This window comes from Streptomyces sp. NPDC047706, assembly GCF_043204795.1.
Taxonomy (GTDB): domain Bacteria; phylum Actinomycetota; class Actinomycetes; order Streptomycetales; family Streptomycetaceae; genus Streptomyces.
In genome coordinates this window covers 132743-150950 of the sequence record NZ_JBIDCW010000009.1, presented here as the reverse complement: position 1 = coordinate 150950, position 18208 = coordinate 132743, and the positions used below count along the sequence as shown (strand labels likewise).

At 72.1% G+C, this 18208-nt stretch carries 19 protein-coding genes and 2 pseudogenes; 9 read left to right on the top strand and 12 right to left on the bottom strand.

Going from position 1 to position 18208, the window contains the following annotated elements:
* Positions 1–24: 24 nt before the first annotated feature.
* The 6 genes from ACGF8A_RS13520 to ACGF8A_RS13495 all read left to right on the top strand — a co-directional run bounded on the left by ACGF8A_RS13520 (position 25) and on the right by ACGF8A_RS13495 (position 5699).
* The gene (locus tag ACGF8A_RS13520) at positions 25–1026 is read left to right on the top strand and encodes a GDP-mannose 4,6-dehydratase (RefSeq protein ID WP_393107473.1); all 1002 of its coding nucleotides are present in this window, start codon (positions 25–27) and stop codon (positions 1024–1026) included.
* A gap of 31 nt (positions 1027–1057) precedes the next feature.
* Complete coding sequence (locus ACGF8A_RS13515) at positions 1058–1771, top strand: NDP-sugar synthase (RefSeq protein WP_393107471.1); 714 nt, start codon at positions 1058–1060, stop codon at positions 1769–1771.
* A gap of 6 nt (positions 1772–1777) precedes the next feature.
* Complete coding sequence (locus ACGF8A_RS13510) at positions 1778–2704, top strand: NAD-dependent epimerase/dehydratase family protein (RefSeq protein ID WP_393107469.1); 927 nt, start codon at positions 1778–1780, stop codon at positions 2702–2704.
* Positions 2701–3363, top strand: coding sequence for a spherulation-specific family 4 protein (locus ACGF8A_RS13505; protein WP_393107467.1), 663 nt, complete (start codon positions 2701–2703; stop codon positions 3361–3363). The genes ACGF8A_RS13510 and ACGF8A_RS13505 overlap by 4 nt, the downstream gene beginning before the upstream one ends.
* Positions 3360–4148 (top strand): endo alpha-1,4 polygalactosaminidase, encoded by a 789-nt coding sequence (locus tag ACGF8A_RS13500; protein WP_393107465.1) that lies wholly within the window; start codon positions 3360–3362, stop codon positions 4146–4148. Before ACGF8A_RS13505 ends, ACGF8A_RS13500 begins: the two co-directional genes overlap by 4 nt.
* A gap of 390 nt (positions 4149–4538) precedes the next feature.
* Positions 4539–5699: a condensation protein gene (locus ACGF8A_RS13495; RefSeq protein WP_393107463.1), complete on the top strand. Its 1161-nt coding sequence runs from the start codon at positions 4539–4541 to the stop codon at positions 5697–5699.
* A gap of 164 nt (positions 5700–5863) precedes the next feature.
* Here the strand turns inward: ACGF8A_RS13495 and ACGF8A_RS13490 are convergent, their stop codons facing one another.
* From ACGF8A_RS13490 to ACGF8A_RS13455, 8 genes and pseudogenes are all read right to left on the bottom strand, one after another.
* Positions 5864–6817 carry a hypothetical protein gene (locus ACGF8A_RS13490; protein ID WP_393107461.1) on the bottom strand — a complete coding sequence of 318 codons (954 nt, stop codon included), beginning with the start codon at positions 6815–6817 and terminating at the stop codon, positions 5864–5866.
* Complete coding sequence (locus ACGF8A_RS13485; protein ID WP_393107459.1) at positions 6814–7302, bottom strand: hypothetical protein; 489 nt, start codon at positions 7300–7302, stop codon at positions 6814–6816. The genes ACGF8A_RS13490 and ACGF8A_RS13485 overlap by 4 nt, the downstream gene beginning before the upstream one ends.
* A gap of 3 nt (positions 7303–7305) precedes the next feature.
* Positions 7306–8529, bottom strand: a complete 1224-nt coding sequence (locus ACGF8A_RS13480) for a macrolide family glycosyltransferase (protein ID WP_393107457.1) — start codon at positions 8527–8529, stop codon at positions 7306–7308.
* The gene (locus ACGF8A_RS13475) at positions 8526–9401 is read right to left on the bottom strand and encodes a patatin-like phospholipase family protein (protein ID WP_393107455.1); all 876 of its coding nucleotides are present in this window, start codon (positions 9399–9401) and stop codon (positions 8526–8528) included. Before ACGF8A_RS13475 ends, ACGF8A_RS13480 begins: the two co-directional genes overlap by 4 nt.
* Before the next feature lie 455 nt (positions 9402–9856).
* Positions 9857–10516, bottom strand: a pseudogene (locus ACGF8A_RS13470) (nitroreductase); the annotation flags it as partial.
* A gap of 453 nt (positions 10517–10969) precedes the next feature.
* Positions 10970–11455, bottom strand: coding sequence for a MarR family winged helix-turn-helix transcriptional regulator (locus ACGF8A_RS13465; protein ID WP_393107453.1), 486 nt, complete (start codon positions 11453–11455; stop codon positions 10970–10972).
* Between the two features lie 122 nt (positions 11456–11577).
* A complete protein-coding gene (locus tag ACGF8A_RS13460) occupies positions 11578–12318 on the bottom strand; it encodes an SDR family NAD(P)-dependent oxidoreductase (RefSeq protein ID WP_393107451.1) in 741 nt (246 codons plus the stop codon).
* Positions 12319–12469: 151 nt separating this feature from the next.
* Entirely contained in the window at positions 12470–12943 is a 474-nt protein-coding gene (locus ACGF8A_RS13455) for a carboxymuconolactone decarboxylase family protein (RefSeq protein ID WP_393107449.1), read from the bottom strand.
* Positions 12944–13215: 272 nt separating this feature from the next.
* Between ACGF8A_RS13455 and ACGF8A_RS13450 the strand changes: the two genes are divergently transcribed.
* Positions 13216–13419 (top strand): ArsR/SmtB family transcription factor, encoded by a 204-nt coding sequence (locus tag ACGF8A_RS13450; RefSeq protein ID WP_393107448.1) that lies wholly within the window; start codon positions 13216–13218, stop codon positions 13417–13419.
* Between the two features lie 50 nt (positions 13420–13469).
* On the opposite strand, the gene ACGF8A_RS13445 is transcribed toward ACGF8A_RS13450, so the two are convergent.
* The 3 genes from ACGF8A_RS13445 to ACGF8A_RS13435 form a co-directional block, all read right to left on the bottom strand.
* Entirely contained in the window at positions 13470–13676 is a 207-nt protein-coding gene (locus tag ACGF8A_RS13445) for a hypothetical protein (RefSeq protein WP_393107446.1), read from the bottom strand.
* Between the two features lie 207 nt (positions 13677–13883).
* Positions 13884–15158 carry a serine hydrolase domain-containing protein gene (locus ACGF8A_RS13440; RefSeq protein WP_393107444.1) on the bottom strand — a complete coding sequence of 425 codons (1275 nt, stop codon included), beginning with the start codon at positions 15156–15158 and terminating at the stop codon, positions 13884–13886.
* Positions 15159–15245: 87 nt separating this feature from the next.
* Entirely contained in the window at positions 15246–15632 is a 387-nt protein-coding gene (locus ACGF8A_RS13435; RefSeq protein WP_393107442.1) for a hypothetical protein, read from the bottom strand.
* Between the two features lie 283 nt (positions 15633–15915).
* Here ACGF8A_RS13435 and ACGF8A_RS13430 point away from each other — a divergent pair, with 283 nt between their 5' ends.
* The gene (locus ACGF8A_RS13430; RefSeq protein WP_393107440.1) at positions 15916–16656 is read left to right on the top strand and encodes an SDR family oxidoreductase; all 741 of its coding nucleotides are present in this window, start codon (positions 15916–15918) and stop codon (positions 16654–16656) included.
* A 348-nt stretch (positions 16657–17004) separates the two neighbouring features.
* Here the strand turns inward: ACGF8A_RS13430 and ACGF8A_RS13425 are convergent, their stop codons facing one another.
* Complete coding sequence (locus ACGF8A_RS13425; protein ID WP_393107438.1) at positions 17005–17529, bottom strand: hypothetical protein; 525 nt, start codon at positions 17527–17529, stop codon at positions 17005–17007.
* A gap of 379 nt (positions 17530–17908) precedes the next feature.
* On the opposite strand from ACGF8A_RS13425, the pseudogene ACGF8A_RS13420 reads away from it, so the two are divergent.
* Positions 17909–18070 (top strand): annotated as a pseudogene (locus ACGF8A_RS13420) (sigma factor); the annotation flags it as partial.
* Positions 18071–18208: the final 138 nt, after the last annotated feature.

Here is an 18208-nt window from a genome sequence, read left to right as displayed (position 1 = left end):
CCACCGACGAAAGGAATCAGAGAGTTGACCTCCGCACCGCTCGCCGCCGTCACCGGAGCCGAAGGGTTCATCGGCTCGCACCTCACCGAAGCGCTCGTCGCCCGCGGACACCGCGTCCGGGCCATGGCCCAGTACAACTCGTTCTCCTCCTACGGCTGGCTGGAGACCCTGCCCGCCGACGTCCTCGACCATGTGGAGATCGTCCTCGGCGACGTACGAGATCCGGGCTCGGTACGCGCGCTGCTCGACGGCGCCGACTGCGCGTACCACCTCGCCGCGCTCATCGCGATCCCGTACTCCTACCAGGCCCCCCACAGCTACGTGGACACCAATGTCACCGGCACCCTCAACGTGCTGGAGGCGGTGCGCGCGCTGGGGACACCGCGCCTGGTGCACACCTCGACCAGTGAGACGTACGGCACCGCGCAGACCGTGCCGATCACCGAGGACCACCCCATCAACACCCAGTCCCCGTACGCCGCTTCGAAGGCGGGCGGCGACCGGCTGGCCGACAGCTACCACGCCAGCTTCGGCACCCCCGTGGCGACGCTGCGGCCCTTCAACACCTTCGGCCCGCGCCAGTCGATGCGCGCGGTGATCCCCACCGTCGTCGGCCAGGTGGCGGCCGGACAGCGCACCATCACCCTCGGCGACCTGCGTCCCACCCGTGACTTCACGTTCGTGCAGGACACCGCGCAGGCCTTCCTCGCGGTGGGCACCGCCCCGGCCGAGAAGGTCGTCGGCCGCACCTTCAACGCCGGGACCGGCGGCGAGATCTCCGTCGGCGACCTGGTCGCGCTGATCGGCAAGGTGATGGACGCCCCCCTCGACGTCCGCGAGGACCCCGAGCGCCTGCGGCCCGCGGGCTCCGAGGTGATGCGGCTCGTCGCCGACGCGACCCGGCTGACGGCGGCGACCGGCTGGCGGCCGGGCCACACCTTGGAGGAAGGGCTCGCGCGGACCGCCCGCTGGTTCGTCGACCCGGCCAACCTGGCCCGCTACAAGACCGGCATCTACAACATCTGACCCGACCGGACGTACCCGCAGGAGGTATGCCATGCACGCAGTCATCCTGGCCGGAGGAAAGGGCGTCCGGCTGCGGCCGTACACCACCGCGCTGCCCAAGCCGCTCGTCCCCATCGGCGATCAGCACGCGATCCTGGAGATCGTGCTGCGCCAGCTCTCCACGGCCGGCTTCACCCACTGCACCATCGCCATAGGCCACCTCGGCGAGATCATCCGCGCCTATGTCGGCGACGGCACGCAGTGGGGCATGAGCGTCGACTACGCCACCGAGGAGAGCCCCCTCGGCACCATGGGCCCGCTCCTGAACCTGCGCGAGCGCCTGCCGGAGAACTTCCTGGTCATGAACGGCGACGTGCTCACCGACCTCGACTACGCCGACGTGCTGCGGCGGCACGAGGCATCGGGCGCGCCGCTGACCATCGCCACGTACGCCCGCAAGGTGCACATCGACTTCGGGGTGCTGACCACCGACGCGAGCCGCGTCGTCGCCTTCACCGAGAAGCCCAGCATCGACTACCGGGTGTCGATGGGCGTCTACGGTGTCTGCCGGGCCACCCTCGACGGCTACACACCAGGACTGCCGCTGGGCTTCGACGAACTGGTGCTGGACCTGCTCGCCGCCCAACGCCCGCCGCACGCCTACCAGTTCGACGGCTACTGGCTGGACATCGGGCGCCCCGACGACTACGACCGGGCCAACGCGGAGTTCACCAGCCGCAAGTCGCTGCTGCTCAAGGGAGCCTGAGCACCGATGCGCATCCTCGTCCTCGGCGCCACCGGATACCTGGGCGGCCATGTCGCCGGCCGGCTGCGGGCCCTGCCCGGCACGCGGCTGCTCCTCGGCGGCCGCTCACCCGGCGCCGACGTCACCGTTAACCTCGCCACCGACCGCCCGCAGGCCCTGGCCAGGGAACTGGCGTCGGCGGCGCCCGACGCCGTCGTCAACTGCGCGGGCGCGACCGGCGCGGACCCCCTCACCCTCGCGGAGGTGAACGCGCGCGGCCCCGCCCTGCTGTGCGCGGCCCTGCGCGAGGCTGCGCCCGCGGCCCGCCTGGTCCACCTCGGCTCGGCCGCCGAGTACGGCCCCGGCACCCCCGGCGTGCGGGTGACGGAGTCGGACCCGGCCGGCCCGGCCGGGCAATACGGCGCGACCAAGCTGGCGGGCACGGTGGCGGTGACCGCGTCCGGCCTGGACGCGGTGGTGCTGAGGGTGGGGAACCCGGTGGGCCCGGGAGCCCCGCCCACCGGGCTGCCCGGCCGGGTGGCGGCACTGCTGGCCGGCGCCGGCAGCGATCCGGACGCGACGCTGCGGCTCGGAGACCTGTCGGCGCACCGCGACTTCGTGGACGTACGCGACGTGGCACGGGCCGCGCAGTTGGCGGCCACCGCCGTGGGACCACTCCCACCGCTGCTCAACGTCGGGGGCGGCGAGGCGATCCCGGTGCGCGAACTGGTGCGGAGGCTGGCGGTGGTGGCGGGCTTCCGGGGCCGCGTCGTCGAGGCCGGTGGCGGCGGGGCCGCGCGGTCCGCCCAGGTGTCGTGGCAGTGCTCCGACATCACCGCCGCCCACGCCGCGCTCGGCTGGCGGCCGTCCCACGGTCTCGACGCCTCACTGGCCGCCCTGTGGGCGGCGGCGGGCCCACGGCCCGCCGGCCCCGAAGGGGTACCGGCGCCGTGAGCCTGCTGATTCCGCTCTACGTCCATCCGGCCGAGGACCCGGCCGCATGGCACCACCTGATCACCCGCGCCGCCCGCACCTACGCGGTCGTGCTCAACCCGGCGAACGGGCCGGGCGACGTGCCGGATCCGGCGTTCCTCGCCGCCGCCGAGGCACTGCGCGCGGCCGGGGCCCGGCTGCTCGGCTACGTCGACACGGACTACGGCGCCCGGGACCGGGCGCAGGTCGTCGCCGACATGCGCCGGCACCTGGAGTGGTACGCCGCGGACGGCTGCTTCCTCGACCGGACGACCGCGGGGCCGGAAGGGCTGCCTGCCTGCCGCCGTCTCGTCCGCTCGCTGCGCAGGCTCGGCGTCTCGACGGTGGTCCTCAACCCGGGCGTCCACCCCGCGCCCGGCTACGTGGCCCTCGCCGACCTGACCGTCACCTTCGAGGGTCACTGGTCCACGTACGTGTCGGCGTTCAGCCGCCCGTCGTGGACCGAACGGCAGCCGCCCGAGCGGTTCTGCCACCTCGTCTACGGCGTGCCCGCACCACTCGTTCCGCTCGCGGTCCGCACCGCGCTGCAGCGGGGCGCCGCGGTGTGCGGGCCGGTGACGGGGGAGCCGCCCAACCCCTGGTCGGGGCTGACCCCCGCACTGGCCGAGGCGGACCGATGAGGCGGCTCGTATCGGCGTTCCTGAGCCCCGCGTTGCTCCTCGCCGCGCTCGCCGCGTGCTCCGGGGAACCCGACCGGACGTCCGGAGCGCTGTGGCGCCCCCGTCCCGGACTGGCCTGGCAGTGGCAGCTCGACGGCAGGGCCGACCCGTCCGTCGACGTGCCCGTCTACGACATCGACGGATTCGAGAACAGCGCCGCCGACGTCGCCCGTCTGCACCGGGACGGCCGCAAGGTGATCTGTTACATCAACGTCGGCGCCTGGGAGGACTTTCGCCCCGACGAGAAGGCCTTTCCCCGTTCCGTCCTGGGCAGGCCCAACGGCTGGCGCGGCGAACGCTGGCTGGACATCCGCCAGGTCGAGGTCCTGCGGCCACTGATGGAACGCCGGTTCGACATGTGCCGCGACAAGGGCTTCGACGCGGTGGAACCGGACCTGGTGGAAGGCTACGCGAACGACACCGGCTTCCCCCTGACGGCGAACGACCAGCTCCGCTACAACCGCATGATCGCCCGCATCGCCCACGAGCGCGGTCTGTCCGTGGGACTCAAGAACGACCTGGCCCAGATCCCGCAACTGCTGGACGACTTCGACTTCGCGGTCAACGAGGAGTGCGCCCAGTACGGCGAATGCGCGCGCCTCGCACCCTTCATCGCGGCGGGCAAGGCGGTCTTCCACGTGGAGTACGCGGAGCCCACGGACCGATTCTGCACGGCGGCCCGGAAGATGCGGCTGTCGTCGATGCTCAAGAAGCCGGAGCTGGGGACCTGGCGCAAACCGTGCTGACGGTCCGCCGGCTCAGTCCACCGGATGCCCGGGCTCGATGCGGCAGGCGGCATCCGCGATCGTCGGCGGCCTCGCATCTGGGGCGGACGGGGCCGTCTGCGCGGACACTCCTGGACGGCGGGCACGGCTGACGCCACCGTCTTCGCCGACCCCCGCCGGCGGCGATGCCCAGTCGGCGCGGCCACGCGTGCCGCTCGGCCCCACGGCCGCATGCTCCGCCCGTTCGACGGAAATGCTTGACAGGCTGTTCGCACGATGATGCGCCACCCCCGCTCCGAGAGGTCCGCCATGCGCCCCCACTCCACTGCCTCGTCTCCTCCGCCCAGGAGGCTGGGGGCGGTTGACCGTGCCTTCCGGTCGGTCGCCGCCGGTCCTCTGACCATGGGCATCATGCTGGACTTCGACGGCCCCGCACCGACGCTGACCAGCGTGCGGGCCCGGGTCGCCGAGCGCGCCCCGGACATCGCCTCCCTGCACTACGAGGTCGACGGGGACGGCAGGGGACTCACGGCCGTCCGAGAACTGGCGGTGGACGACCACGTACACCAACTCGGCCTTCCGCAAGGCCAGGACACGAGCCCGGAGGGAGACGGCCGGGCAGCCGACCGCATGATGATCAGCGCCCTGCCTGCGACCGGCCGGCCGCCGTGGGACCTGTGGCTGATCCCCAGGGCGAAGGGCTACTCCCTGTGCTTCCGGTCCGACCACGCGCTCAGGGACGGGGCCGCCGCCGTCGGCATCACCCGTGCGCTCCTGGACGACCGGCCCGGCTGGCAGCCACGGATGCACCCTCGGATCGCCCCCGGTCTGCGCGGCTTCGCGTCGGTGACGGGACAGGCGCTCCGGGCGCTGCGTTCCCCCCACGTGCCTGCGGCCTTCGCGGCACGGCCCGCCGCGACGCAGAGCATGTTCCACGCCGACATCGCCCTCGAGCGCCTCCGCACGGCGCGCCGGATCCATGGCGGCACCGTCAACGACGTCTATCTGGCCGCCCTTTCGCAGGCCGTCCGGCGCTGGCACGCGCAGGACGGCGGCCGGGCGCACCCCCCGATGCCCATCTCCATGCCGCTGTCGGTGCGAGCCCCGGGCCAGGAACTGGCGGTCGGCAACGCGCTGGTGACGGCCCGGGTGACCTTGCCCTGTGCGCAGAGCGATCCGCGCAGGGCGCTCGAGCACGTCATCGCACAGACCGAACCTCTCAGGCGCAGCCACCACCGCCACGCCGCGCGTCTCATGCTCGGCGGCCTGCCCGCGGCAGTCGGGATGCGGGCGGCGCTGCGCCTGGCCGACGCCGAGGCGGTCCCGGCCCTGGCGTCCACCATGGAGGCCGGGCCCGAGCTCACCCACCAAGGCCGACGGGCGACCCACGCCGCCATGTTCATCGCCCTGGCCGGCGGACTTCGCTGCTACACCGCCCTGACGACCTACCACGACAACGCCCGGCTGACGGTCGTGCACGATGACGGCCTCACCGGCATCGACGGCCTCGGCCGGCACTGGCTCACCGCGGTGCACGAACTCGCGACTGCCCGTCCACGTACCGGCCGGTGACGTGAGCCCGGATCCGTCAGCAGACCCCGGCGGATCCGGGCAGACCGTCGTCGCCCCGCGCCCGCTCATGCACGGCGTCCGCCCTCGACACACCTTCGGGGCCGGCGGCCTCGGTACTCCGCCCGGAGGTCCCTCCTTGATCAACCAACGACGGCTGCGTGTCATCAACGTGACGGCCGGGTGCAGCTGGGCCCGTCCGTCCCCGCCCCCGGCCTGTAGTGGGCCCGGACGAGCGTGATCACGGTGTCGGCCGTGCGGGCGAGGTGGCTGCGGCCGTCGGGCAGGCGCGCCGCCGGGCTGATGTAACTGAGCGGCCCGACGTGCGTGGCCGGGTCGAGCCGGTGGACGGTGATCTTGCCGGAGCGGCGGGCCCGGTTCCAGGCGCTGGCGCGCAACAGCGGCCAGCGCTGCGGGAAGATCCAGGTGCCGATCCGCTCGATCCGGTCGCTCCCACTGGTCAGCCGATGGAGGTGCTCGGCACGGGAGAGATCGTTGGCCCCGTTGTGGAACCCGCCGAGCGTGATCAGTACGAGCGGGGAGCGCAACTGTGCGTGCAGTTCGTCGACAGCCCCTCCGGCGACCTGCGCGCCGCCGCTGTAGCTGAGCAGTACCACGGGGATACCGCTGTCCGGCCGGTAGCCGGCGAGGCGGAGCTGCGTGGCGATCTGGGAGCCGACGGCCCGGTTGTACAGGGGCCGGTACCGGCGGTCCGCGGCGACGAAGATCTGCATCACGTTGTGCAGGAACAGCAGCAGGCCGACGCGGCGGCGCAGCCACGCCCACACCGGCCGGTCGGCGAGCGGATCGGCCAGTGGGGAGTAGGGCAGCACCTGGCTCAGCACCCGTAGCTCCGGTGCTCCGGCGAGCAGGGCCTTGACCAGCTGGCCGCCGTCCCGGCTGTCGCGGACGCGCCGCTTGCCGATGCCGTCGAGGTAGACCAGGTAGGCACCCGGGGGAGCGCCGGGCTCCGCGCCCCGGGCGTAGGGCACGCCCTTGGGGAGCACGCTGGCGGGGGCCCGCCAGCCGGCGCCGTAGGCCAGCACCTCGTAGCGGGCCAGCAGTGCTTCGGCGAGCAGGGCCGGCCCGATGGCGAACGCCCAGAGCAGGAATCCGCTCATGCGATCGCCTCCCGTGCGTCGGCGGCGCTGAGGCTGACGACCAGTCGGCGAACGGCCTCCACGGCGGCACCGAGCCCGGCCCCGGCAAGGGCCACGCAGCCGACGGCGCTCCACCAGCCCAGCCCGGAGGCCGTGGCGAGAGGATCGGCCAGGCCCGCCCCGACACCCACGAAGAGCAGCAGGTGGAGACCTGGGCCGAGCCAGGGGAACGCGAGGACGGCGGCGAGCACCAGGGGAGCCACGAGGCCGGGTGTCCACACCAGCCCGTCGCCGGGCGGTGGAGAGGACACCACGAACTCGGCCAGGGTCCACGCGGTCAGCGGCCACAGCCCGAACACGGCACCTTCGACGAGGCCACCGGCCAGCAGCACCGAGGCCACCAGGCCCCGTGGCATGCCAGGTCGGCGCACCACCAGAGGCAGGACGCGCCCGGCGGCCTCCGACACCCCGGCGAGCAGCAGCAGCAGAACGACGGCAAGTGACATCTCTCAGCCTCGCCGCGCCTGTCCGCCGGGAGCCCGCCGACCGGACGGCCGGGCCGCGCGCAGGTACCGCTCGACTTCGTCCGCTGCGCGCCGATGCCCACCGGCCTCGCGCTGCGCGACCTGCAGGGCCCCGGCGAACGCCCGGAACCGGCGGTCGTGCAGCAGTCGCCGGGCCAGGGCACGTACGGAACCTTCGGTGACGTCCTGGGTACGGATCGACAGTCCGGCGCCGAGCTCCACGACACGGCGGGCCACCATGGGCTGGTCCGCCCCCTGGGGCACCACCAGCATGGGAACCCCGGCGTGCAGGGCCTCGTTGACGCTGTTCATACCGCCATGGGTGATGAACAGCGCCGCACGGTCGAGCACCTCGGGCTGCGGGACGAATCGGCGGGCGAGCACGTTGGCCGGCAACGGGCCCAGCGCGGCGGGATCGGTCTGCCCGGTGGAGACGACGACGGTGCCGCCCAGAGGCGCGAGCGCGGTGGCGAAACTCCGCAGCAGCCGCGGAGCGGCGTTGAACACGGTCCCCAGGGACGCGTACAGCACAGGGTCACGCAGCCGGTCGGCCGGGAACGACGGATCCGCCGGGCGGCCGCCGATGCTCGGACCGACGAACCGGTAGCTCTGGTCGAAGTCCGCGGCGTAGGGCTGGAGGGCCCGTGCGGTGTAGACGAGATTGAGCGGCTGGCGGATGTTCCCCATGTCGAACCATGGCAGCCCCCTCGTGTCGAAGTGCCGGTGAAGCCACAGGCGGGAGCGCAGGTGGTTGCGCAAGCTGCGTGGCCGTGCCGCAGCCGCGGCCAGCAGGTGGGGCGAGACGCGGGTGGGGCTGGGCACCCGCCGGCTGTACGCGAACGTGGTGAACGACGATGCCGCCGGCACCCCGAGTTCGCGGGCCGCGACCGCTCCCCACGGACACGTGCTGTCATGGACGATCAGGTGGGGTTCTATGCGTCGCAGGTCGTTCAGCACCACGGGCAGCAGGCGGCCGGTGGCGCCCGTCAGTTGCTCGATCAGGGTGAGCGGTGTCGGCGGATCGGGGAGCGGCTGGTCGTCGCCGGGGTAGAGGCAGACCTGCGCGCCCGCCGCCGCGATCTCCTCACGGAACGCGGGGAGGGTGTGGTACGTGACGGAATGACCGCGCCGCACGAGCTCGGCCACCAGCGGCAGCGTCGGGTTGACGTGCCCGTGCATGGCGATGTTGAGGAAGGCGATGGTACTCACAGAGCGCTCCGCGACAGGGAAGAAGTCGATGCCCCGCCCGCTCCGGGATTGCCGGCCGAAGGGTCCTCCAGCCGGTACAGGCCGGGCCCGCTGACGCGCAGCCCGTCGAGGAAACGTCCCGCCGAGCGGTGCGCGGTGCTGATCATCCGCTGGGGATGGCCGAAGTCCCACGGGGCGGGCCAGGTCTCGATACCGGTCGGCAGGACGACGGTCGGCACGTGCCGGGACACGGAGTCGGAATCGCGTTCGATCTGGCGATGCAGCGCCAGCATCGAGGCCCCGGCGGCGATCGTGCCGGCCCGGCGGTGCGGTACGGCCCGCCGCGACAGCGAGCTCCCCGGCCCGGTCGACAGCACCACGACGCTGGCCGCCCCGGCCCGCAGGGCCGCCAGCACGGGGACGTGGGCGATCAGGCCGCCGTCGACGAGCGTTCTGCCCTCGCGATGCACCGGGGGCAGCATCCCCGGCACGGCCGCGCCGGCCAGCAGTGCGGACTCCAGGTCCCCGTGGTCGAGCAGCGCCGGCGCGTCGGTGGCCAGATCCATGGCCACGGCGGTGAACGGGACGGGCAGGTCCTCGATCCGGGACGGCAGTCCGGAACGGGCGATGAGCCGGCGCAGCCCGCGACCGGTGACGCTGGCCCGGGAGGGCAGGTAGCCGAGCGGATACACCTCACGGCGACGCAACCGGGTCCACACGCCGTCCGGCCTGGGCACGGCCCCGGAGGGGTGGGCGGCCACGATGGCCCCGGTGAGGGCGCCCACGGAAGTCCCGACGATCATGTCCGGGGTGAATCCGCGTTCCTCCGGCGCGTACCCCACGCCGACATGCGCCGCCCCGAGCACACCGCCCGCGTTCACCACCACGGCCACCGGGCGGGGAAGGGCGCGCAGACCGGGCGGCCTCGGCCCCCCGGGCCGAGGGCCCGGCACGGAAGGCGTCCGCACGGCGCCCGTCGGGGTCCGGCGCTTCGCGTGGTCACGACCTCTCGTCGAGCCGCCCCCGCTGAATCTCCGGCGTGCCCATGAGACCGGACTCCGGCCACAGGCATTCGTCATGATCAACCTTTCTCACCAAGGCAAGCAGTCGGACCGGTGCCGCGACCGGCTCAGGGCGGCAACCCGATCTGGGAGGCGAACCGCCCCGCGCGCCTGGTGAAGCCGTCGCTGAGGCGTGCGACGACACCCCGTACTCCCCGCGAGCGAGGTGCGGGGTGCCTGGTGCCCTCCGCACGCGTGCCTCCCTGGCGGTGAGGCCGCCACCGCGAGGAGGAGCCGGTCGCCGCCGCCCTCTGCGGCGCGCGCGGCCGGGGCGGGGCGGCCACCGAGTCGACGAACGTGACCGTTTCGCCGAGTGGTGCCCGGCCCGTACGGGGGTGCTTCACCCTGGCGTCCGCGTAGCCGATCGACATGCCGCAGAAGAGGATGAGCTCGTCCGCGGGTGCCAGGACCTCCGCGACGGTCCGGTGGTACTTCGCCCACGCCATCTGCGGGCAGCTGTGCAGTCCTTCGGCGCGGAGCAGCAGCATGACCGTCTGCAGGTACATGCCGATGTCGGACCACTGAGCCGGACCCATGTCGCTGTCCACGTAGCAGAACAGGGCGGCGGGTGCGCCGAAGCAGTCCCAGTTCGCCGCGGCGGCACGCTGACGGGCCTCCAGGTCCCCGCGTGCGATGCCGAGTGCGCCGTAGCGCTGCGCACCGAAGGCGGCTCGGCGCTCGCAGTACGGGGACTTGAGCTCGGGCGGGTACTGCGGGTACTCCGGTTCGTCCCAGGGCTCTTCCGCGGCCAGGCGCCGGCCGGTGCGCTTCTTGAGCTCGGCCAGCGGCTCGCCCGTCAGCACGTAGGTGTGCCACGGCTGGAGGTTCGACGCGGAGGGCGCCCAGGACGCGGCGGACAGTACGCGTTCCAGCACCTCCCTCGGGACGTGCTGGCCGGTGAAGCACCGTGTCGCCCGCCGGCTCGTGACCGCCTCGTAGACATCCAACATCGTCCACCTCCCATTTGCTCAGGAGCCAAGGCTCGTTGCACTTGCGATAGTATCATTCAAGACGATCTCGTGTGTAACGATCTCTGCCGTGCAGCGGTCCGACCTCCACCGTCGGGGGCGCCGATGTCCGGGAGGGGCAGCACCCGGAAGGCGCGGTGCTCTGCCGCGACATCGCCGCCGGTCCCGTGCTGCAATCGCTCCGGGCGCCCGCACCCCGGGCTTCGCGGCCCCGCCGGGCGCGCCATGGAGCGGGCCGACACCTCGTCGCGTGCATGACACTCATGGGTCCCGGCCCGGTGGCCCACCGGGCCGACGCGCGGTCTGCCGGTCGGTGCAGGGCATTCCGCAGACCCTCGTCGCGCACCCTCGATCGCCGCTGCTACGGCACCTCAGGGCGAGCGCGACGCCGGGGAGGCCGCCTGCCGTGCCCCGCCTGTCGCGCGAGCGTGCTCAGGGGTGTTCGTCCGCGGGGTAGGCGACGCGGGTCAGCAGATCCATCAGCTTCTCGGGCTCACCGGGACCCAGTTCGGCGACGAGCCGCCCGGCCAGCGGCTCCGCCGACACATGTGCCGCGTCGAAAAGTTCGATGCCCGCGGGCGTGATCTCCACCGCCCGCGCCCGCCGGTCCCCCGGAACGGCCTTGCGTTCGGCGAGCCCCCCGCGTTCCAGGTCGTCCACGACCCGCATGATGCCCGCCTTGTCCATCCCCGTGGCGGTGGCCAGGTCCCGCTGCACGGTGGGCCCGCGGTCCATCAGCACGATCAGCACGGCGAAGTGACGCAGCTCGACGCCGAGCGGCCGGAGCGCCTCCGCCGCCATCGCCGCCGCGCGCCAGTGGGCCCGGCGCAGCAGCAGACCGAGGGCGAAAGGCGACGTGTCACCGTGACGGCCGGTGGCACGCGAGGCGGTGGGCTTGTCAGCAGCGTCGGCGGCCATACAGGCACACTACCAGTGACCTTCTCATTCGATACGGTATCGCCCGCGACTGCAGGCAGCCGCTTCCGGGGCCGTACTCGGGGCGCAGGGGCTCGGGGCGGCGGGTCGCAACCGCCGTCAGGTCAGGAGAGTTCGAGCCCGCCGTCGATCGTGAGCACCTGCCCGGTGAGGTGGGTTCCCTGAGGGTCGGCCAGTCGCAGTATCCGGTCTGCGACGTCCCGGGGGGCACCGAGACGGCCCGTCGGGATGCGCTCCCGCTCGTAGGACCGCACCTCGTCGATCGCCTCGCCGGTCAGGCCCGCCGCGGCCAGCACGCCGGTCTCGGTGGGGCCGGGCGCGATGGCGTTCACCCGCACCCCGTCGCGGGCGAGCTCGAGTGCCCAGCTTCGTGTGAGCTGTTCGAGGGCGCTCTTCGTGGCCGCGTAGTGCGCTCCTCCGGCCAGGGGCCGGTGACCGTAGGTGCTGGAGACGTTGACGATGGAGCCGGAGACCTCCCGCAGATGCGGCAAGGCCGCGTGAGCGAGGAGGCTCGGTGCCGTCACGTTCGGCTCGAACAGCTTGGCGATGACGGACCGGTCGGTCTCCGCCAGGGGCATCAAGGCCGTGGCGCCGGCGTTGTTCACGGGCACGTCGAGCCGGCCCCAGCGGTCCACGGCGCCCTCCTCGCAGATGTCCAGGGGCAGGCTCGCGATGCCGGCGTGTGCCCTGGCCGTCTCCTCCAGGGCCTCCTTGCGGCGCCCGACGCCGAGGACGTGGGCGCCCGCCTCGGCCAGGGCGACCGCCGTCGCCCGGCCGATTCCTGATCCCGCCCCGGTGACGACGGCGACACGGCCTGCGCAGGGCCGGCTCGGGGAGCTGGACATCCCTCCCTCTTGTTCGATGTTTGGTGGATATCGAACAAAGAGAAGGTGGGCGCCGGGGGCCGAGGCGTTGCGAGCCGTCTCCGCGCCGGAGGCCGGGGCGGCGCGGAGACGGACGGTCCGCGTCCGGGCGAGCCGGACGCGGCGCGTGAAATCAGCCGAACTGGCCCGGCTTGTAGGCGCCGGCCGGCTGCTGGTTGATGACGTTGATGCGGTTGTAGGCGTTGATGAGCGCGATCAGCGAGATGAGCGCGACGAGCTGCTCCTCGTCGTAGTACTTGGCGGCGTTCTGCCATGCCTCGTCGGTGACCCCGCCGGCTGCGTCGGCGAGCCGGGTGCCCTGCTCGGCCAGTTCCAGCGCGGCGCGCTCGGCGTCGGTGAAGACGGTGGCCTCCCGCCATGCGGCCACCAAGTTCAGCCGCTGCTGGGTCTCGCCGGCGGCGGTGGCGTCCTTGGTGTGCATGTCGGTGCAGAAGCCGCAGCCGTTGATCTGGCTGGCGCGGATCTTCACCAGCTCCTGCGTGGCGTGCGGCAGGCCGGACTCCGACACCACCTTGCTCGCAGAGTTGATGTGCTTGAGCACCTTGCCCGCGAAGGCGTTGCCGAAGAAGTTCAGACGCGGATCCATGGCCATCTCCTGGTCGGGTTGCAGTTACGCACTCCTGACCGGACAGCCCCGCCTGCTGTGACACCACGGCGTGTGTCCCACGTCACCGGCACCGCAAAGTGCCCTCGCCTGGACGGGCGTTCGACCGGAACCGGACGACGGTAATCTCGTTGCATGCCGGACCACTCGTCACCCCCCGACAGCGAGATCACCTTGCCGCGCCTGCTGGGCGCGCTGAGCGATCCGACCCGGCTCGGGATCGTGCGGGTCCTGTCCGATGGCGCGGAACGGGGATGGGGCCAGGTGTGCGCCCCGTCGCCAAATCCACCCTCAGCCACCATCTCAAGGTGCTGCGCGAGGCCGGTGTCACGCAGACCCGCCAGGAAGGCACCCGGTGCTACGTGACGCTGCGACGCGAGACCCTCGACGCCCGCTTCCCCGGCCTTTGCCGGCGCTGCTGTCCGCAGCCGTCGCCGGCGACGTCGGAGAACACGTGACCCTGCGCGACGAGCAGGCGTGACCGCGGGTACGCCTCCCGGGGCGCGGGTCAGGCGGCGGTGCCGCGTGCCGCGGACCGCTGATCAGCCTCGCTCGCGCGGGTAGCGGCCGCCGCGCCACCACGGAGGAGCCTCAGATGGCCCCGCCGGGCGTGCCGGGCGGGGCGGGAGACCTCGTGGAGCTTGTCCTCGATACGGCTCATGGCGATCAGCAGCAGGCTGAGTCCGGGCAGCAGCAGGATGGCGAGCATCAGCACGGGCTTTCCCCTCCCTGTGTGGCCATGGCAGGCGGGTGCCCCCGATTCCCCGGGTCATTGAGGCACGACCGGAAGACCACCTCGGACCGTGCCGCCGCTGGCGGCGGGTGCCGCGCCGAGGCCGGCCCGCAGCCGTGCCGCCGGGCCGGGGTGGTGCGGGAAATGCTCCGTCACCACCCCGCTGACGTGCGCTCCACGAGCGGCGGGTCAGCGCCGCTCGGGAAGGTCACGCTCGGCGGGCAGCGACACCGCGCCGCGCGTGGCCGTGGTGGCGGTGCGGGCGGACGCCACCGGCGTCGGCCGTGTCCCGCAGAACGCGGCCTCCAGCGTGTCACCGAGCGCTGTGTTGGCCTCGCCTCGGTTGGAGGTGTTCGCCATGGCGGACAGGCTGCGGCGGCCGTCACGGGTGGAGAAGGCGTACGTGTAGTAGCCCTGTACCGTGCCCGTGTGGCCGTACACCGGCGTGCCGCAGGAGAGGTCGTAACGGCGCAGACCGAGCCCGTAGAAGCGGGTGCTGGTCGTGTCCGTCGGCGTCACGGTCGTCATGGCCTCCCGCATGGCCGGGGACAGCAGCCGGCCGCGCATCAGCGCGCCGGTGAAGGTGTTGAGGTCGGCGGCACTGGAGATGACCGCCCCGGCGGACTGCGCCCATGACACGGTCTGCTCGGTGGAGTCCACGAGCGGCGCGCCGGCCTCGTCCGGGTGCAGGTAGCCACGTACGCGCAGTCCCTCGATGTGCGTGTCGGGATGCACGTACGAGGTGTGACGCAGCCCCAGCGGCTTGATGATGCGGCGCTGGTAGGCGTCGGCCACCGGACGGCCCGTCAGCCTCTCGATGAGCATGCCGACGACCACGAAGTTGGTGTTCGAGTACTTGTACGCGGCGCCGGGCTCGGTGGTGGGCGGCTCGGTGAGGGAGAGGCCGACGAGCTCGCGGTAGCCGAACACCCGGTTCCGCACGGCCTCGAAGCCGGGCACGGTCTGGGCGAACATGGCCTCGGTGTAGTCGGCCAGGCCGCTGCGATGGGCGAGCAGATGACGGACCGTGACGCGCTCGTCGGGCAGCAGCCCCGGCAGGTAATGACCGACCGGACGGTCCAGCTCCACCCTGCCCTCGTCGGCCAGCTGCAGCAGCACGACGGTGGAGAACGTCTTGCTGACGCTGCCGGTCCGGAACCGCGCGTCGATGTCCATCGGTGCCCCCGAGACTCTGTCACGGACTCCGACGGCACGGCTCCTGACGCCGTCCGGCGCGGTGTAACGCGCCATCGCGCCCGGTGCGCCCTTGGCCATCGCGGCGTTGAGAGCGGCGGCCACCCCGTCCATGTCGGGGACGTGCGTGGCGGGTGCGCCGTCGGCGGCGGGGACGGCGCTGGGCGCGACGGGAGCGGCCGACGCACCGGTGAGGGGAGCGAACCCCCCGGCGAGTGCGGCGATCACGGTGACGCTCACGGCAAGACGTCGGTGCGGCGACAGGGGCACGGTGACTCCTCGACTTCTTCCTGGACGGGTTCGGCGCGGTGCTCGATCCCCGGCGCCCGCGAGTGGCCGGCAGCGGGCACGCATGGATCATGAGTGCCTGAACGCCGCTCGCGGTTGCAGACACGCGAGGTACCGCGAACGGGCACGCCGGAGCCGGGCGTGCCCGCAGAGCAGGCGCCCCCCTTCGGCGGGACGCCCGGCCATTGCTGTGCTCGGTTCGCGGCGCCCGTCAGGGGAGCGGCCCGCAGTCGCCGTGCCGACCCGCCGCACCTCCTGGTTGTCGGTGAGCCGGTCCACCGTCGCCTCGCCCGGCTCAGCGGCAAACCTGCGGTCCGCCTCCTCGGCGCGTTCGTACGTGCTCATGGCCGGCGCGTCCACGGCGCGGTGCGGTTCGGCAAGGGCCCGGTACCGCTTCCCGGACTTCTCCTCCAGCAGCCGTGTCCCGGCCTCGGTGCGGTCCAGCCGGCCGCGCAATAGGCGTACTCACTCCTGGGGTCGTGGGGCCCGCCGGTCCTTCCGCTGCACCAGTTCCTCCTCGTCGAGGACGAGCACGTTTGCCGGGCTCACACATCATCGTGACGTGTGCCCCGTCCGGCATGGTCGTTCGTCATTGCGCGACCTGCAGCCCGCGTCCGGTGCCGTCGCGCGGTGGAACATACCTGGACAGATTACGATTTTTCTGTACAAAGTAACCAGGCGTGTGAAGCGCACGGCTCTATCGGTCGGGCGTCTTCGCAACTCGGCGAGAGGGTGCGTCATGAAGGTCACCGTTCTGGGGGGGAGCGGCCGGGTCGGCTCGCAGGTGGGGGAACGACTGAGAGCGGCCGGCCACGAGGTGGTGTCCGCCTCGCTCTCCACGGGAGTCGACGTGATCGCCGGGAAGGGCCTGGAGGAGGCACTGCAGGGCGCCGATGTGGTGGTCAACCTGATCAACTCCCCGGCGTTCGACGACTCCTCCATCGAGTTCTTCGAGACTGCGATGAACAACGTGGTGAGGGCGGCCGACGCGGCCGGTGTCCGCCACCATGTGATCGCCTCGATCGTCGGCGTGGACCAGGTGCCGCAGCTCGCGTACTACCGGGCGAAATCCCTCCAGGAGAACCTCCTGCGGGAAGGTCCCACACCGTTCACGATCGTCCGGGCCACCCAGTTCTACGAGTTCGTCGAGGCGATCATGTCCTGGACGACCGAGGGCGACTCCGTTCACCTGCCCTCCACTCCCGTACAGCCGATGGCAGCCGCCGACGTGGCCGCGGCGGTCACGAAGGCCGCGTCGGAAGCGCCGTTGCGGGGGATCCGCAATGTCGCGGGCCCGCAGGTCTACGCCCTTGACGAGCTGGGCCGGATCACACTGGCGGCGCGTTCGAACGGCCGGCAGGTCGTCACGGACGAGGAGGCGGGTATGTTCGCCGTGGTCAGCGGGGACGTGCTGACAGCACCTGAGGGGGCGGAGCTGGCCTCGACTCGCTACGAGGACTGGCTGCAGCGTCAGCAGTAGCGCGCCACAGCGGGATCACCTCGGCGCTCGCAGGTGTCACGGCCTGTGGCGGCGAGGAACCCGGCCCATCGAATGAACACGGTGTGACAAATTGCAGCAACGCCGTGTGCGAAAGCGTGCCCGATTCCTTCCTTGACGAGACGTTCCACACGGTGGGACCACCCGGCCGCCTGCGCTCCCGCGTGCGAGTTATGCTCGATCCGCAGGACAGGCCTGGCGGGAGGATCATCTCGACGGGCAGGACGGCGGGCACACCGGCGACGCCCCTTCGCCCGAGCACGATGACACTGTCGCAGGGTGGCATCCGGTCACTCGGCGGTACAGTGTCACATCTTGTGCCCCGCGGTGCTAGGTGCGCTTGGCGCGGTAGAGACCCCGGCCGGTCCGGCGGATCCGGGAATTGCCGACCAGACGATCCAGGGTGCTGCGGACTGCGTTGATGCTCCCGCTGTCGGTGTCGCGGCCCAGAGCCGCGGCCACGTCGCGCGCCCGCACATCCGCCTGGCCGGCCGTGGCGAAGTACTCCAGGATCTGCTCGGTGAGCTGACCGTACTTCCGGTGCCCGTCCGCGTCGGCGGACGCATCCGGGCGGGCGGTCGCTTCGGCGTCCTGCCTGTTCCCGGCTTGCTCGTTCCCCGTCCTGGCTTTCGGCGCCGGGCCGGCGGAGGGTGCCTCGGCCCCCGGCTTCGCGGCCGGGCTGCGCATCAGGGTGTCGATGGCGTTGAGCGCGCGCTGGACGGAGCCGAGATGGGCTACGACCGCGGCCAGTTCCCGCTCCAGCGCCTGCTTCTGCAGTTCCAGGCGTGCCAGGTCCTTGTGCAGGCTTTCAGCGGTGACCTCGACGGATTGCGCAGCGTGGGTGCCGGAGACCATGTGTTCCTCTCATTCCCGACCCAATGTGTCGCGTCCCTGACCACTTGTCTTCGGCGCGGTTCGGCCGAGCACCGACGTGGGCGCCTTCATCATAGGCAAAGGAGAACCTCTGAATACAGACGGTTCATGTCATGCGCACGTGAACGTCGCGCCGCGTCGGGAGCAACCGCACCACAGGTCTGACACCGACGAGGCACAAGACGTTGTCACACAATGTGCGCCTTCTCGGTCACAGATGTCGATGCCACGGATCCGTAGTGGCTGCCCACGGCCGAACCCTGCCAGGAACTCCCTGTGCGAGCGGGCCATGACGCCGGGGCCGTGTGAACGCGTCACCCGACGGCACGGATTTCCCGGAGGAACGGAGACAGCAGGGCGAATGCACCTCAGAACGTCCGCGGAGAACTCCCTGGAGGAGGCCGTTTCTGTCTTCGTGCGGCGCCGTCCGCGCCTCTTCGGTATCGCGTACCGGGTGCTGGGAAGCGCGGCCGAGGCGGAAGACGTCGTACAGGACGTATGGCTGCGCTGGCAGAAGACCGACCTAGACAAGGGCGATCACCGACGGCTCCTGGACGCCTTCGTGTGCGCGGCGCAAACGGGAGATGTCGCTTCGCTGGAGGATTTGCTGACGCCGGACACCGTCAGCAGGTCCGGCGCCGGCTGCGCAGGAGGGGCCGCT